This window comes from Paramagnetospirillum magnetotacticum MS-1, from assembly GCF_000829825.1.
GTDB lineage: Bacteria > Pseudomonadota > Alphaproteobacteria > Rhodospirillales > Magnetospirillaceae > Phaeospirillum > Phaeospirillum magnetotacticum.
This window is the reverse complement of the sequence record NZ_JXSL01000027.1, coordinates 98,456-114,029: the sequence shown is the minus strand read 5'-3', so window position 1 is coordinate 114,029 and position 15,574 is coordinate 98,456. Positions and strand designations below refer to the sequence as shown.

Here is a 15,574-nt window from a genome sequence, read left to right as displayed (position 1 = left end):
ACAATTCATAATTCGGCCGCCGGCGCCACGTCGTCATAGGTCTTCAAGACCACATCGGTGCCCGATTCGATTTCCAGCAGCCGCACCTCATAGCCCCAGAGATTGGCGATGTGGCGCAGGACCCGCACGGTCTCGGACTCGTCGAGCATCTGGCCGTTCTCGACGAAGTGATGAAGGATCAGGCGGCGGTCGCCCGCCAGATCCACGTCGACGATCTGGATGTCGGGTTCCAGATGGGCGATGTCGTAATTGCGCGCCAGGGCCTTCCTCACCTCGCGATAGCCGCGCTCGTTATGAATGGCGGCGACATTCATATGGGGGCTGTCGGATTCGTCGTGAATCTTGAACAGCCTCATCTTGCGGATCAGGGCGGGCGACAGATACTGCAAGATGAAGCTTTCATCGCGGTAATCGGCCCAGGCCTGGCGCAAGGTTCCGTAAGGATCATTATTGCCCGCGAAATCGGGGAACCATTCCCGGTCCTCGTCGGTGGGGCTTTCGCACATGCGCTTGATGTCGTTCATCATGGCGAAGCCCAGCGCATAGGGGTTGATGCCCGAATAGCGCCGATCGTCGAAATCAGGCTGGAACACCACCGAAGTGTGGGAATGCAGGATTTCCAGCATGGCCCCGTCCGACAGCTTGCCCATCTCGTGCAGCCGGTTGACGATGGTGTAATGGGTGAAGGTGGCGCAGCCCTCATTCATCATCTTGGTCTGCTTCTGGGGATAAAAGTACTGGCTGATCTTGCGCACGATGCGGATGATCTCGCGCTGCCAGTCGGCCAGTTTGGGCGCCAGCTTTTCCAGGAAATAGAGCAGGTTCTCCTCGGGCAGGCCAAGCCTGCGCTTGCGTTCGGCCAGTTCCTGGGAATCCATCTTGGCCGCCGCCTTCTTAGGCACCGTGCGCCACAGATCGTTGAACATCTGTTCCTGATAGGCGCGGCGGTCGGCGGCGCGTTTTTCCTCGTCCCTGAGATCGGGGGTGCGCTTTCGAGGATATTTGTGCACGCCATGGCTCATCAAGGCGTGAGCGGCATCAAGAACGCGCTCCACCGCCGCGTGGCCGTGCCGCTCCTCGCATTTGGCGATATAGCCCTTGGCGAAATCCATGTAATCCAGGATGCCCTTGGCGTCGGTCCACTGCTTGAACAAGGTGTTGTTGGCGAAGAAGTGGTTGTGGCCGAAGGCGGCATGGGCGACGACCAGGGTCTGCATGGCCATGGAATTCTCTTCCATGATGTAGCTGATGCAGGGGCTGGAATTGATGACGATTTCATAGGCCAGGCCCCGCATGCCCTTGCGGTACATGGTCTCGTCGCGGGCGAAATGCTTGCCGAAGGACCAGTGCTTGTACATGAGCGGCATGCCGATGGAGGAATAGGCGTCCAGCATCTGCTCGGCGGTGATCACCTCGATCTGGTTGGGGTAGGTGACGAGACCCATCTCGCCCTTGGCAATCTGCTCGATGGCATCATAGGCCCGTTGCACCTTTTCGAAATCCCAGTCGGCGCCGGTGAAGAGAAGTTCGCTCATGGCGCCGTCTCCTCGCCCAGGCGCCAGGCGGCGCTGTCGCCCCGCTCGCGCGCGAACAGGTCGCGGAAGACGGGGAAGATCTGACTGCGGACCCGGACGCGGCGCATGGCGAAATTCTCGGCCTCGCGGCCCGCCTGCTTATAGGTGCGCCACAGGTCGGAATCGCGGCCCAGCCAGTCCTTGTACTCGGCGCCCACCTCGATATAGGCGAAATACTGGGTCACCGGCAGGATCACCTCTTCCAGCAGACCGGCGGTCTTGGCGTTGTCCGAGGACGTGTTGTCACCGTCCGAGGCCTGGGCGCAGTAGATGTTCCAGTCGGCGGGGGAATAGCGATCCTTGACCACCCGCGCCATCTCTTCCAGCGCCGTGGACACCACGGTGCCGCCGGTCTCGGTGGAATAGAAGAAGGTATCCTCGTCCACCTCCTCGGCCTCGTGGGTGTGGCGGATGAAGACCACGTCCACATGGCGGTAGCGGCGAGTCAGAAACAGATAGAGCAGCATGAAGAAGCGCTTGGCCAGATCCTTCATATGCTCGGTCATGGAGCCCGACACATCCATCAGGCAGAACATCACCGCCTGGGTCACCGGCTTTGGCACATGTTCGAAACGGGAATAGCGCACGTCCAGGGGATCGATATAGGGAATGCGCCGCGCCTTGGCCGCCAGGCGGTCGAACTCCACGCGTAGTTGAGAGAGGCGCTCGGGGTCTTCCCCCGATTCCTCCAGCGCCTTGATCTCGTCCTCAAGATCCTTCAATTCCTTGGGCTTGGGGCGATTGAGCGCGATGCGGCGCGACAGCGAATTGCGCATGGTGCGCACGATATTGAGATTGGCGGGCGAGCCGGTCACCGAATAGCCCGCCCGTGTCGGCGTGGTGGATTCGGTCTGTTTCAGCTTCTTCTTGATCAGATCGGGCAGTTCCAGATCATCGAGGAAGATGTCCAGGAACTCGTCGCGCGACAGCACGAAGGCGAAGTCGTCCTGGCCCTCGCCATCGGGGCTGCCCTCGGAACCGCCGCCGCCGCCGTCTTCGGAGTCCGGCTTCTTGATGCGGTCGCCTTCGACGAAGTCCTTGTTGCCGGGAACCACATGATCGCGCACCCCGCCATCGGCCGAACGGCGAAAGCTGGGCTCGCGCAGGCCGTCGGCGGGGATGGAGATCTTTTCGCCGTTATTGATGTCCTGGATGGAGCGCGACCCGGAAGCATCGCGCACCGCCTTGACGATCTGGGCACGGGCGCGGCGCAAGAACCTCTGCCGGTTGGCGAGGCTCTTGCCCTTGGGATTAAGGCGTCTGTCGATGATGTTCATCGGCCGCTTCCCTTGCCCTGTTGCTCCATGCCCGCCCTCAATCGGCGGGCGGGCGCGAGCGCCCTTGCCTCCCGCGCCACAAGGCGCGCGGCCCCTTGGGCCTAACCGGATTCCACCGAGCCGGGCTCGTTGGAATCCGGTCTTACTTCAACCCGCCTGCTTGACCCGCATATACCATTCCACCAGACGGCGGACCTGGCGTTCGGTGTAGCCGCGGCTCATCATGCGCTCGACGAATTCCGAGTGCTTCTTCTCGGAGTCGGAATCCTTCTTGGAGCCGAAGCTGATCACGGGCAGCAGTTCCTCCACCTGACTGAACATGCGCCGTTCGATCACTTCGCGGATCTTTTCGTAAGACGTCCAGGACGGCGAGGTCCCGCCATTGGCGGCACGCGACCTGAGAGCGAACTTCACCACCTCGTTGCGGAAGTCCTTGGGGTTGGCGATGCCAGCGGGCTTTTCGATCTTGGAGAGTTCCTGGTTCAACAGATCGCGGTTGAGCATCTGGCCGGTATCGGGGTCCTTGAAGTCCTGATCCTCGATCCAGGCATCGGCGTAATCCACGTAGCGGTCGAACAGGTTCTGGCCGTAATCGTGATAGCTCTCCAAATAGGCCTTCTGGATCTCGTTGCCGATGAACTCGGCATAGCGGGGCGCCAGTTCGCCCTTGATGAACTCCATGTAGCGCTTCTCGGTATCTTCGGGGAACTGCTCGCGCTTGATGGATTGCTCCAGCACATACATCAGATGCACCGGATCGGCCGAAACCTCGTGGGTGTCGTAGTTGTAGGTGGACGACAGGACCTTGAAGGCGAAGCGGGTGGAAATACCGTCCATGCCCTCATCCACCCCGGCCGCGTCCTTGTATTCCTGCATGGGCTTGGCCTTGGGGTCTGTCTCCTTGACGTTCTCGCCGTCATAGACCCGCATCTTGGAATAGAGATTGGAGTTCTCGTGCTCCTTGAGGCGCGACAGCACGGAAAAGCGCGACAGCATCTCCAGCGTGCCGGGCGCGCAAGGGGCATTGGCCAGTTCCGAAGTGTCGATCAGCTTGTCGTAGATCTTCTGCTCCTCGGCCACCCGCAGGCAGTAGGGGACCTTGATGACGCAGATGCGGTCGATGAAGGCCTCGTTGTTGCGGTTGTTCTTGAAGGTCTGCCACTCCGCCTCGTTGGAATGGGCCAGCACGGTGCCCAAAAAGGGCATGGCGCCGATATTCTCCGAGCCGATGTAATTGCTTTCCTGGGTGGCGGTCAGCAGGGGGTGCAGCATCTTGATGGGGGCCTTGAACATCTCGACGAATTCGAGAAGGCCCTGGGTGCAGCGGTTGAGCCCCCCCGAGAAGGAATAGGCGTCGGGATCGTTCTGGCTGAACATCTCCAGCTTGCGGATATCGACCTTGCCCACCAGGGTGGAGATGTCCTGATTGTTCTCGTCGCCCGGCTCCGCCTTGGAGACGGCGATCTGCTTCAGGCGTGACGGATACATCTTGGCGACCTTGAACTTGGAGATGTCGCCGCCGAACTCTTCCAGCCTTTTGACCGCCCAGGGGCTCATCAGCCCCGGCAGGCGCCGCCTGGGGATGCCGTATTTGTCCAGCAGGATCGGCCCCATGCCTTCGGGTTCGAACAGCCCCAACGGGCTTTCGAACAGGGGGCTGATTTCCTTCCCGGCCTTCAGCACATAGATGGGGTGAACCTCCATCAGCGCCTTCAGCTTCTCAGCGAGCGACGACTTGCCGCCGCCCACCGGGCCCAGCAGGTAGAGGATCTGCTTACGCTCCTCCAAACCTTGGGCCGCATGGCGGAAGTAACCGACGATGCGTTCGATGGTCTCTTCCATCCCGTAGAAATCGGAAAAGGCGGGATAGACCTTGATGGTGCGGTTCATGAAGACGCGCGACAGCCGCGCATCCTTGGCGGTATCGATCACCTCGGGCTCGCCGATGGCGGCGATCATACGCTCGGCCGCGCTGGCATACATCATGGGATCGTCGCGGCAGCCCTCGAGATAGTCCAGAAGGCTGAATTCCACGTCCTTGCGACCCTCATAGGCTCGCGAGTATCGGGTGAAGATATCATCATTGCTGGGCATATCGTCACTCCATGGATAAGAGGGTCAGACCGGTCACTTCCTTATGTTTGGATCAACGACGCGGAATTCATCAGGGGAGTTCGAGAATTTCCGCGCCCCTGTCATGCGCGCCCGAGAAATCGGCGCGACTAGCCCGCCTGTTCGGCGCGACAAGGTTGTAACGGAGAGGCAAGACCACATGGCGTCGTCCTTTCGCCTGCTTCCCTTGATCACCAGTCTAGCGAATGGTTCTTAACAAAACCCTTTGGGTCCCTTTAACCAGGACAGCAAAAAGGCCATCCCAAGTTTCCTCAAAGATGGCCCCGCATTGTGGCGATTATGTGAAGCGTCTTAATACCAAATCCCGATGAGTCCTGCTCGTCGGGATTTGGTATTACCGGACGTTGATAGTGAATTCGTGGCGGTAGAAGGTGCCGCTGGCCATGACAATGTCCAGCACCATGCGATCGGCGCCGACATAGCCCGACTCGGACTGATAGAAGACCAGAACGGCCGGAACCTTTCTGTCGTTGCAGCGGACACGGACATTGTCCCCGTTGAAGTCGGGATAACTCTCCCCGTTCTCCACGATCACCTGACCATGCCCCGGCTCTGTCATCACAGCGACCTTGGAATTGCCCATGCTGGTGCAGTCAGGGGTTATGGCCAGATAGTTCCTAATATACTGCTTGGCCCCGCTGACCGCCCCCTTGACATAGGTGTCGGTCACGGAAGGGGTGGGCTGAGCCAGCCCGTCCGCCTTCGCCACCCCGGAATACGACGCCAGCAGCATCCCACCCACGACCAAAGCAACAAACCGAGCCCTCATGACCGCCCCCTTTACCGGTTTCAAGAATAATCCCGATGGTAGGACTCGCCCCAAAAGGATGCAACCCGGTCAGATATACTGGCCCGAATCCACCTTGATCACCTCGCCGGTGATGCAGCGCGCCGCGTCGGACAGCAAGAACAGCACCGCATTGGCGATGTCGGTGGTGTCGGGAAGGATGGAAAGCGCCGCCTCGGCCAGGGCCTTGTCTCTGAACTGCTGGTCCAGCTTCAAGGTCATCTCGGTCAGCACCATGCCCGGCGCCACGGCATTGCAGGTCACGCCCTTGGGCCCCAGCTCCTTGGCCGCCGTCTTGGTCAGACCCACCATGCCCGCCTTGGAAGCGGCATAGTTGCCCTGGCCCATCTTGCCGCGCAGACCGTTGATGGAAATCATGTTGACGATGCGCCCCACCCCGGCCTGCACCATGCCGGGACCCGCAGCGCGGATGGTGTTGAAGGCGCTGGTGAGATTGACGGTGATCACCGAAGCCCATTCCTCGTCGCTCATCTTGAGCAGCGTGCGGTCGCGCGTGATGCCCGCATTGTTGACCAGAAGGTGGACCGGCTTGCCGATGGCCGCAAAGGCGGCATTGACCGAGTCCGAATTGGAGACGTCCACCGCATGCGCCGTCATGCCCTTGGGAAGCTCGCCGGTCTCGCGGTCAAAGACGTGCACTTCGGCGCCTCCGGCCAGCAAACCATCGGCGATGGTGCGCCCGATTCCGCGCATTCCGCCGGTGACAACCGCCACCCTTCCAGGAAATTCCCACTTCATGACACGCTCCTCTTGACCGCCGATTCTATTTCGGTATTATAGTACCGAATTATTCATTTAACAGGGTACCGCCCGCCGAGGGATGCCGTCAAGACCCGGCTCCCACCCAGAACCAGACCGGTGGACCCACGAGAGGGAGGTTCGCGAGTTCATGAGCACCACCATCCGCGACATCGCTGCCGCCGACCTGGAGCGCGTCATCGAGTTGGATCGCCGCCTGACCGGCAAGCCGCGCCGCAACTACCATGAGAAGCGTTTGGCCGCCGTCTCGGCCGAGCCCGGCAGCTTCGTCACCCTGGCCGCCGCCGACGGCCCCGTCCTCAAGGGCTATGCCTATGCCCAGATCCTGGACGGCGAATTCGGCGGAGCTGGCCCCGTGGGCGTGCTCGACACCATCGGCATCGATCCCGACCAGCGCGGTCAGGGCCTGGGCCGCAAGCTGATGGCCGCCCTGGAAGACGCCCTGAAGAAGCGCGGCATCAAGGAACTGGTCAGCCAGGCCGACTGGACCGAACACGGCATCACCCGCTTCTTCCAGTCCGCGGGCTTCGAACTGGCGCCGCGTCTGGTGCTGGAACGCTCCACCGACAACGTCTCGGATTTCGAGGCCCCTCTGGCCACCCAAGTCCGCGACAGCGACGAAGTCGACCTGTCGGATCCTTCCGGCGACGACTACGCCGCCCTGTCGCGCGACCGCGTTCCCGTGCGCTCGCTGACCGAGGCCGATTATCCCTTCATCGTCTCGGTGGACCGCAAGGTCACGCGCCGCGACCGCTCCACCTACTACAAGCGCAAGATCGCCGAAGTGACCAAGGAATCCGGCGTGCGCGTCTCCCTGGTGGCCGAGATCGACAACCTGTTCGCGGGCTTCGTCATGGCGCGCACCGAATACGGTGAGTTCGGCCGCGCCCAGACCACCGCCGTGCTCGACACCATCGGCGTCGATCCCGCCTATGCCCGCCATAGCGTCGGTCGCGCCCTGATGAGCCAGCTGCTCACCAACCTCTCCTCGCTCGGCGTCGAGAAGGTTCAGACCCAGCTCACCTGGAACAGCTTCGAACTGCTGGGCTTCCTCGCCCGATGTGGCTTCAAGCCCTCCCAGCGCCTCATCTTCCAGCGTCGGCTCGGGTAATCCCCCCTACCCTGCCGCCATCGGCGGGTCGCCCTTCCCGTTCCCGACCCGCCCGAAAGGGGCCGGCAGTTGCCCGACTGCCGGCCCCGCTTCCGTTTTTTTTTGGGGGGGGGCGGGCAGTTAAGGGAAGGAAGGATTAAGGGTGCGAAGGGACTCGTCCCTTCGCGCATCCCCACTCGTTTTAAGCGCCACTTTGCGCCCCACGCATTGAGGGGATAACGCTAAGAAGACTCTGTTCTATTTTACGCTTGAATGGGGATTTAGTATTCAAAGCTGATAAATTTGCGTATAATTCAATCAAATTGGGAATGTAGATATTTCACATATGAAATATCGGATTCATACTGGGATGTCGCAATGGATCCTGATGAAGCCGCCCGCATTGGGTACAACAAAGGCTATGAAGACGGCTACGCCGATCACCCCAGGGATCGCAAGCCCCCTCTTATTCGCACAGTCGTCAGCTACAATTCGTCTGCGGTCATCTCTGGATACACGAGCAGCTACGATCGCGGCTATGAAGCCGGCAGCTACGAGCGCAATCGCGGCCGTTAATATTATTACTATTAAGAGGAGGATCTGGTGGCCGAGAGAATAGAGCACGGAAATTTTCATTGCATAAATTGCAGTGAGAACGAAAGAGACCGTCCCGAGCACACCATAGAAATAGTCATACGGGATGACGGCGAAACCTGCCGCTACCATCAATGCTTGCGGTGCGGCAGGCCAAATGTTGCCGCCAATCGAGATTGGGGTTAAGTCGCCCAGCGCCGACCCCGCCGTCGAACTGAAAATTAGGTCGAGAAAACGGGAGAAAACGGGGTCAGAGTCCATTTCCGCCTCCCCCCACAACCAGGGATGCGCGAAGGGACGAGTCCCTTCGTTTCCTTAAAGCGGGCGGGGCGCCCGCGCTCCGGGCGAGCCCGAGGGAGGTGGAGAGAGAGGCGGAACCGTCTGCTCCGCTCTCTTGGTGTCCTTGGTGACTTGGTGGTGAATCGGGGGCGGCGCCCCAAGCACCTTGCCAGCGGCCCCATGGACCCTCGGGTCAAGCCCGAGGGTGACGATGAGAACAGAAGCGGGCGCGCCTCAGTCCGGAATAACCGCCGTCGCTTCCAGTTCGATCTTGGCCGGGTGATCCAACAGGTCGGCGACGAAGATCATGCTCATGGCGGGGTAGTGGTTGCCCATGAGCTTGCGCCAGATGGCACCCAACTCCTTGCGAACGGAGAGGTAGCGGGGGCGGTCGATGCAAAACGCGGTGATGCGGATTATGTGTTCCGGTTTGCCACCGGCGGCGCTCAGGATTTCGAGGATATTCTTCAGGGCCTGTTCGAATTGGGGGACGAGGTCTTCGCTTTCGAAGACCTGCTGGGCGTTCCAGCCCACTTGGCCCGCCAGGGCGAGCATCCTTCCCTTTTCGGCCAGGATACCGTTGGCGTAACCGATCGGCTTTTCCCAGCCCTCGGGCAGGATGGTCGTATGCATGCTTAGTCTCCGGCTTCCCAGTTGGGGTCGTCGTCGTCGTATTCCCAGTCGTCGGGGGGCACAGGCAGTGCGTCGCGGCGGGTTTGCATGGTGACGATGTGGCCCTTCTCGCGCTCGACCAGACTCAGGGCTTCGGCGCGGACATCGGCGAAGGGGGATTTGTCCGCCAGGGCGGAAAACAGGGCCAGTGTGTCCTGCTCGTGGCGAAGGGCCAGGTCGAAGGCGTGCCACGGCCACATCAGGTAGTGAACGGCGTCGGGATCGGCGATCTCGGGATCGTCCTCACCCCAGGGCACGGTTTCGGGCCGGGGCCCGATCGAGGCCGGGAAGTCGGCGGCGTGGCCGTCTTCGATATCGGCTAAGTCCGCGAAGGCCTGGGCGGTGTCGGGGTTGTTGCACGACGCCTCGAACGCTTCGGCCAGTTCGCGGTAGCGCTCCGCCGAGCGTTCCTCCATCGCTCGCGCGACGGAGAGAAGCTCGGCGGAGGTCTTTACCGCCCCAAAATCAGGGGCACGACTCAAAGGGTGAATTCCCGATCGAGATCGGACACCGCATTGGTCGCCTTCTTTTCCTTGCCATAGGCCGGACGGTCGCCGCGGTAGAGGATACCGCAGTTGAAGCCGTCATCGGTCATCAGGCGGCGCGCCGCCTGGGCCGGATCGGTAGTCGGCTCGATGTTGACGTTGCGCATGGTGTTCTTCCAGTCCCGCTGCTCTTCACGGAAGGTGATGCAGGGGCTCATGATCGCAACGAAGGAGAAGCCGGGATGCTTGATGGCTTCGGCGATGATCTGGGCGGTGCCGTTCGGATCGCCCGAGAAGCCGCGAGCGATGAAGTTGGCGCCCGAGGCCAGCGCGATGGCCAGCGGATGGAACGGCGTCATGCCGGTGCCGCCGGGCGGCGCCATGGCCGAGGCATCCCAATCGGACTCGGTGGTCGGAGAGGGCTGGCCCTTGGTCATGCCATAGACCCGGTTGTCCATGACGATATAGGTGATATCGACATTGCGGCGGCAGGCATGCAGGAAGTGGTTGCCGCCGATGGAGAAGCCATCGCCGTCACCACCGGCCACCAGCACGGTCAGGTCGGGACGGCCGAGCTTGAGGCCCTGACCGACCGCGAGCGCGCGACCGTGGATGGAGTGGATGCCGTAGGTGTTGGTATAGGCCGGAATGCGCGACGAGCAGCCGATGCCCGAAACCACCGAAGTCTGGTGGGGGGCAAGGCCGAGATCGGCAAAAGCCTTGGTGATGGAGGACAGCACGGCATAGTCGCCGCAGCCAGGGCACCAGACCGGCTTGACCTCGGACTTGAAGTCCTTGGCGGTGTAGGTGGCGGTAGATTCGCAGCTGGTCATGACTTACTTCCCCATCGACAGGAGGCGGGCGTGGATTTCACCGGGACGCATGGGCAGCGGACCGGAACGAGACAGCGATTCCGGCTTGGCCGGGAGATCGTACTCGCCACGCAGGTAACGGGTGAACTGGCCCTGATGGCTCTGCTCGACCACCAGGATCTTCTTCACGCCCTTCAAGGCGTCGGCCATGTGCTGCGGCCGGATCGGAGAGATCAGACGCAGCGAGATCAGCTTGGCCTTGACGCCGTCGGCACGCGCCCGCTCCACCGCCTCGCGGGCGGCACCGGTGCACGAACCCCAGGTGATGACGGCGATGTCGCCCTCACCCTCGATGGTGGCCCAATGGTTGCCGTAATCGAAATTGGTCAGCTTGCGCTGACGCTTGTCCAGCTGCAGGGTGTGATCCGAGGACTGCGAGGACGGCGTGCCGGTCTCGGTATGCTCGAGGCCGTCCGAGGTGTACTGGCAGCCCGGCTGGCCGGGGATCGGCATGGGCGAAATGCCCGAAGCGGTGTTGGCGTAGCGCTTGAACACCTCACCCTCGGCCGGAGCGACGGCAGCCAGGCGCTTGCCCACGAAGGCCACGTCGGCGGGAGCGTCGATGATGGCGCGGCTCTGGCCCAGGGCCTGATCGCTCATCACCAGACAGGCGGTCTGCAGGCTTTCGGCCAGATAGACGCCCCACTGGGTGGTGAAGATGCAGTCGCCGACCGAATTGGGCGCGACCACCAGATGGGGGGCGTCGCCATGCAGGCCGTAGACCGCGATGTTGAGGTCCGACTGCTCGCACTTGGTGGCGATACCGGTCGACGGACCGACACGCTGCACATCGACCACCACGACGGGGGTCTCGGACGCCACGGCCAGACCCAGACCCTCGGTCATCAGCGACAGGCCGGGACCGGCGGTCGAGGTGATGGAGGCTTCGCCGCCGTAAGAGGCGCCCAGGCACATGTTGATGGAGGCCAGCTCGTCCTCGGCCTGCACGAACACGCCGCCAACCTTGGGCAGGGCGCTGGCGAGATATTCCAGCACCTCGGTGGCCGGGGTGATGGGATAGGCGGCGCAGAAGCGCACGCCGCCGCGGATGGCGCCCAGACCGGCGCCGTAATTGCCCGTGACGGTCCAGCGCTTGGCGTCCTTGGCCTTGGCGGCGGCCAGACGCTTGGAACCACCCAGGGTGGCGGCAGCGGCGGCACCGGCCTTCACGCCAGCCACCGAAGCCTCATAAGCATCGGCGCGCTTCTTCTTCAGGGACTTGCCCAGCACCTCGGTCAGCGGGCCGACCGGAATACCGATCAGTTCGGCGACGGCGCCCAGCGCGATCATGTTGGGACGGCCACCGGGAATCTCCTTGGCCAGATCCTTCATGTGGAGATGGACGATCTTGGCTCCGGTCTTGACGTAAACCTCGGGCACGTCACCAGCGGAGGGATCGCAGATCACCAGGGAGTTCTTCGACAGCGGCAGCTCGGCGGCGAAGCGCTGAACGCCCTGCCAGTCGATGGCCAGCATGATATCGAAGGTATCATCCACCGAGGTGATGGGCTCGACACCCAGACGGACCAGAGCAGCGGCCTCGCCGCCTCTGATCTGCGGGCCGGAGGAGCGACCGAAAAGCGCGTAATACCCAGCCTCGGCTGCGGCGTCGAGGAACATGTTGGCGGCCGTCATCACGCCGGCGCCACCACTGCCGCACATCGCGATCGAGACAGACCCAGATCCGGAACTCGTCGTCATATTCTGTTTCCCCAGATTAGGCCCTCGAATTCCTTCGCATCGGGCCTGGCCAGTGTTTAAGCCGCCCCCGCTTCCAAGCCATCAAGACGGCCCGATATAAGGGGGATTACTCACCCAGCGGAAGATACTCTCCCCCGCGCAGGCGAGACTAGGTCAATACCACCCATTTGGGTCGGACCACAAGACCACAAGCTTCACTTGACGGCTAATTCGGTATTGTGGTACGCATTTACGGAATAATACAAGGGCAGCCCGTGGCGCATGGTCGTGACGGTCTGGAGATAACGGGAAAGAGAGAGGGAAACGGAATGAGCATTTCCGCCTATCGTTGGATGATGACTGGCGTCGGCCAGCCCATGGTCAAGGAGCCCATGGAGCTCGCTGCGCCTGGGGCTGGCGAGGTGCTGGTTGAGGTCGCGGGCTGCGGCGTCTGCCATACGGATCTGGATTACTATTTCAACGGCGTGCGCACCAACCACGCCCTGCCCCTGGCTCTGGGTCACGAGATCAGCGGCCGGGTGATCAAGGCCGGTTCGGGGGCCGAAAGCTGGGTCGGCAAGGCCGTCATCATTTCGGCGGTCATCCCCTGCGGCCAGTGCGATCTGTGCAAGCGCGGCAAGGGCACCATCTGCCGCTCGCAGAAGATGCCGGGCAACGATCTTCAGGGCGGCTTCGCCACCCATATCACCGTCCCCGCCAACGGCTTGTGCGAAGTGGACGAGGCCCGTCTCAAGGCCACCGGTTTGGAACTCTCCGAGGTCTCGGTGGTCGCCGACGCGCTGACCACTCCTTATCAGGCCGCGGTGCAGGCTGGCATTGGCCAAGGCGATCTGGTGATCGTCATCGGCTGCGGCGGCGTGGGCGGCTATTCCGTCCAGGTGGCCACCGCCATGGGCGCCAAGGTGGTGGCGCTCGACATCGACCCGGTCAAGCTGGAAGCGGTCAAGGCGGCGGGCGCCGCGCTGACCATCAACCCCAAGGATTTCCCATCGACCCGCGAGATCAAGAAGGAAATCGGCGCCTTCGCCAAGGCCAATGGCCTGCGCTCCACCGAATGGATCATCATGGAATGCTCCGGCTCCGTTCCGGGCCAGCAGAGCGCCTTCGACCTGATGGTCCATGGCTGCACCATCTGCGTGGTGGGCTACACCATGAACAAGGCCGAGTTCCGCCTGTCCAACCTGATGGCCTTCCACGCCCGCGCGCTGGGCAACTGGGGCTGTCCGCCGGATCTGTATCCCGGCGCCCTGGATCTGGTCCTGTCTGGCAAGATCAACGTGAAGAACTTCGTCGAGCGCCGCCCGCTGGACAGCATCAACGACACTTTCGCCGCCGTGCACGACCACAAGTTGTCGCGCCGCGCCGTCCTGTGCCCGAACACCTAAAAGAAATTCAAGAGAGGGAGAGTCCTGGTCATGAAGAAGGAAACCGCGGCCATCGTCGATGCAACGGCGCCCGCCCACCTCAACGATCACAATCTGGTCCCCACGCAGATCGTCCCCGGCGTACTCTACGAGAAGCGCCCGGCCAAGCGCATCGACGGCAGCGTGGCCGAGGGCCTTTATAACGCCTGGATCACGCTGGACAACCAGAAGCAGTACAATTCCTACACCACCGACATGGTGAAGGGCGTGATCATGGCGTTCCGCGACGCCTCCAACGCCCGCGACGTGTCCTCCGTGGTGTTCACCGGCGCTGGCGACAAGGCGTTCTGCACCGGCGGCAACACCAAGGAATACGCCGAGTACTATGCTGGCAACCCGCAGGAATACCGCCAGTATATGCGGCTGTTCAACGACATGGTCTCGGCCATCCTGGGCTGTGACAAGCCGGTGATCTGCCGCGTCAACGGCATGCGCATCGGTGGCGGCCAGGAAATCGGCATGGCCGCCGACTTCTCGGTGGCCCAGGATCTGGCCAAGTTCGGCCAGGCGGGCCCCAAGCACGGTTCGGCCCCCATCGGCGGCGCCACCGACTTCCTGCCGGTCATGATCGGCTGCGAGCAGGCCATGGTCTCGGGTTCGCTCTGTGAGCCCTGGTCTGCCCACAAGGCCTACCGCACCGGCATCATCATGGACGTGGTCCCGGCGCTCAAGGTGGACGGCAAGTTTGTTCCCAACCCGCTGGTGATCACCGACCGTTATCTCGACGAGTTCGGCCGCATCATCCACGGCGAGTCCAAGACCGGCGCCGAACTGGCGGCGGGCAAGGAAGTGCTGAAGAAGGGCACCATCGATCTGTCGCTGCTCGACGCCAAGGTCGAGGAGATCTGCGCCAAGATCCTGCACACCTTCCCCGATTGCTTCACCAAGACCATCCAGGAACTCAGGAAGCCCAAGCTGAACGCCTGGAACGCCAACAAGGAAAACAGCCGCGACTGGCTGGGCCTCAACATGATGACCGAGGCCCGTACCGGCTTTAGGGCCTTCAACGAGGGCCCCAAGGACGACCGCGAGATCGACTTCGTGGCTCTGCGCCAGGCCCTGGCCAAGGGCGCTCCCTGGACGCCCGAGCTGATCGAGTCCCTGATCCCCAAGGCAGGCCACTGATATGGCCGAAGCCATCGCCAACTGCCTGAAGGTCTGGAAGGACCGCGAGGGGAAGCTGCTCCGGCTGCGCCTCTCGCGTCCCAAGGCCAACATCGTCGATGCCGAGATGATCGCGGCGTTGACGGCCGCCCTGGCGGACGCCCATGAGGACTCGGCCCTGCGCGGCGTGCTCATCGACCACGAGGGGCCGCATTTCAGCTTCGGCGCCTCGGTGGCCGAGCACATGCCCGATCAGTGCGCCGCCATGCTGGCCAGCCTGCACAAGCTGGTCATCGCCATGGTCGACTTCCCCCTGCCCATCCTGGTCGCCGTGCGCGGCCAGTGTTTGGGCGGCGGCCTCGAAGTCGCCCTGGCGGGCCACATGATGTTCGTCTCGCCCGATGCCAAGCTGGGCCAGCCGGAGATCGTGCTGGGCGTGTTCGCGCCAGCGGCGTCTTGCCTGCTGCCCGAGCGCATGCCCCGCGTGGCGGCCGAGGATCTGCTTTATTCCGGCCGCTCCATCGACGGCGCCGAGGCGGCCCGGTTAGGGATCGCCAACGCCGTGGTGGACGATCCGGAGAACACGGCGCTCGCCTGGTTCGACGCTGGTCCGGCCAAGCACTCGGCCGCCAGCTTGCGTTTCGCGGTCAAGGCCGCCCGTCTCGGCATGAACGAGCGGGTCAAAGCCAAGATCGCCGAAGTTGAAGCCCTTTATCTCAACGGCCTGATGGCCACCCGCGACGCCGTCGAGGGACTGAACGCCTTTCTCGAAAAGAGGCCGGCACTTTGGGAGGACCGATAG

Annotated in this window: 14 protein-coding genes; 4 read left to right on the top strand and 10 right to left on the bottom strand. The window is 62.5% G+C overall.

All coding sequences use genetic code 11. From position 1 onward, the window contains the following. Positions 1–5: 5 nt before the first annotated feature. The 5 genes from CCC_RS09245 to CCC_RS09225 form a co-directional block, all read right to left on the bottom strand. Positions 6–1,535, bottom strand: coding sequence for a SpoVR family protein (locus tag CCC_RS09245; protein WP_041040981.1), 1,530 nt, complete (start codon positions 1,533–1,535; stop codon positions 6–8). Continuing rightward, positions 1,532–2,851, bottom strand: coding sequence for a YeaH/YhbH family protein (locus tag CCC_RS09240; protein ID WP_009867734.1), 1,320 nt, complete (start codon positions 2,849–2,851; stop codon positions 1,532–1,534). Before CCC_RS09240 ends, CCC_RS09245 begins: the two co-directional genes overlap by 4 nt. Before the next feature lie 147 nt (positions 2,852–2,998). After that, positions 2,999–4,945 carry a PrkA family serine protein kinase gene (locus CCC_RS09235; RefSeq protein WP_041040979.1) on the bottom strand — a complete coding sequence of 649 codons (1,947 nt, stop codon included), beginning with the start codon at positions 4,943–4,945 and terminating at the stop codon, positions 2,999–3,001. A 373-nt stretch (positions 4,946–5,318) separates the two neighbouring features. Further along, positions 5,319–5,753, bottom strand: a complete 435-nt coding sequence (locus CCC_RS09230) for a hypothetical protein (protein WP_152619748.1) — start codon at positions 5,751–5,753, stop codon at positions 5,319–5,321. A 69-nt stretch (positions 5,754–5,822) separates the two neighbouring features. Beyond that, positions 5,823–6,530, bottom strand: coding sequence for an SDR family oxidoreductase (locus tag CCC_RS09225; RefSeq protein ID WP_041040977.1), 708 nt, complete (start codon positions 6,528–6,530; stop codon positions 5,823–5,825). Between the two features lie 151 nt (positions 6,531–6,681). Here CCC_RS09225 and CCC_RS21735 point away from each other — a divergent pair, with 151 nt between their 5' ends. Continuing rightward, complete coding sequence (locus CCC_RS21735; protein ID WP_082036569.1) at positions 6,682–7,662, top strand: GNAT family N-acetyltransferase; 981 nt, start codon at positions 6,682–6,684, stop codon at positions 7,660–7,662. 339 nt (positions 7,663–8,001) lie between these two features. On the opposite strand, the gene CCC_RS09210 is transcribed toward CCC_RS21735, so the two are convergent. From CCC_RS09210 to CCC_RS09190, 5 genes are all read right to left on the bottom strand, one after another. Next, the gene (locus CCC_RS09210; protein ID WP_152619747.1) at positions 8,002–8,496 is read right to left on the bottom strand and encodes a hypothetical protein; all 495 of its coding nucleotides are present in this window, start codon (positions 8,494–8,496) and stop codon (positions 8,002–8,004) included. Between the two features lie 252 nt (positions 8,497–8,748). Then, on the bottom strand, positions 8,749–9,147 hold the full coding sequence (locus CCC_RS09205; protein WP_009867165.1) for a RidA family protein: 399 nt from the start codon (positions 9,145–9,147) through the stop codon (positions 8,749–8,751). A gap of 2 nt (positions 9,148–9,149) precedes the next feature. Next, positions 9,150–9,668, bottom strand: a complete 519-nt coding sequence (locus CCC_RS09200; RefSeq protein ID WP_041040972.1) for a ferritin-like domain-containing protein — start codon at positions 9,666–9,668, stop codon at positions 9,150–9,152. After that, complete coding sequence (locus CCC_RS09195; protein WP_009867167.1) at positions 9,665–10,504, bottom strand: 2-oxoacid:ferredoxin oxidoreductase subunit beta; 840 nt, start codon at positions 10,502–10,504, stop codon at positions 9,665–9,667. The genes CCC_RS09200 and CCC_RS09195 overlap by 4 nt, the downstream gene beginning before the upstream one ends. A gap of 3 nt (positions 10,505–10,507) precedes the next feature. After that, on the bottom strand, positions 10,508–12,178 hold the full coding sequence (locus CCC_RS09190; protein ID WP_041041386.1) for a 2-oxoacid:acceptor oxidoreductase subunit alpha: 1,671 nt from the start codon (positions 12,176–12,178) through the stop codon (positions 10,508–10,510). Positions 12,179–12,552: 374 nt separating this feature from the next. Between CCC_RS09190 and had the strand changes: the two genes are divergently transcribed. From had to CCC_RS09175, 3 genes are read left to right on the top strand one after another with little or no spacing between them, the layout of a single operon-like run. Further along, the gene (gene had, locus CCC_RS09185) at positions 12,553–13,629 is read left to right on the top strand and encodes a 6-hydroxycyclohex-1-ene-1-carbonyl-CoA dehydrogenase (RefSeq protein WP_041040970.1); all 1,077 of its coding nucleotides are present in this window, start codon (positions 12,553–12,555) and stop codon (positions 13,627–13,629) included. Positions 13,630–13,659: 30 nt separating this feature from the next. After that, complete coding sequence (gene oah, locus CCC_RS09180; RefSeq protein WP_041040968.1) at positions 13,660–14,793, top strand: 6-oxocyclohex-1-ene-1-carbonyl-CoA hydratase; 1,134 nt, start codon at positions 13,660–13,662, stop codon at positions 14,791–14,793. A gap of 1 nt (position 14,794) precedes the next feature. Next, positions 14,795–15,574 carry a cyclohexa-1,5-dienecarbonyl-CoA hydratase gene (locus tag CCC_RS09175; RefSeq protein ID WP_041040966.1) on the top strand — a complete coding sequence of 260 codons (780 nt, stop codon included), beginning with the start codon at positions 14,795–14,797 and terminating at the stop codon, positions 15,572–15,574.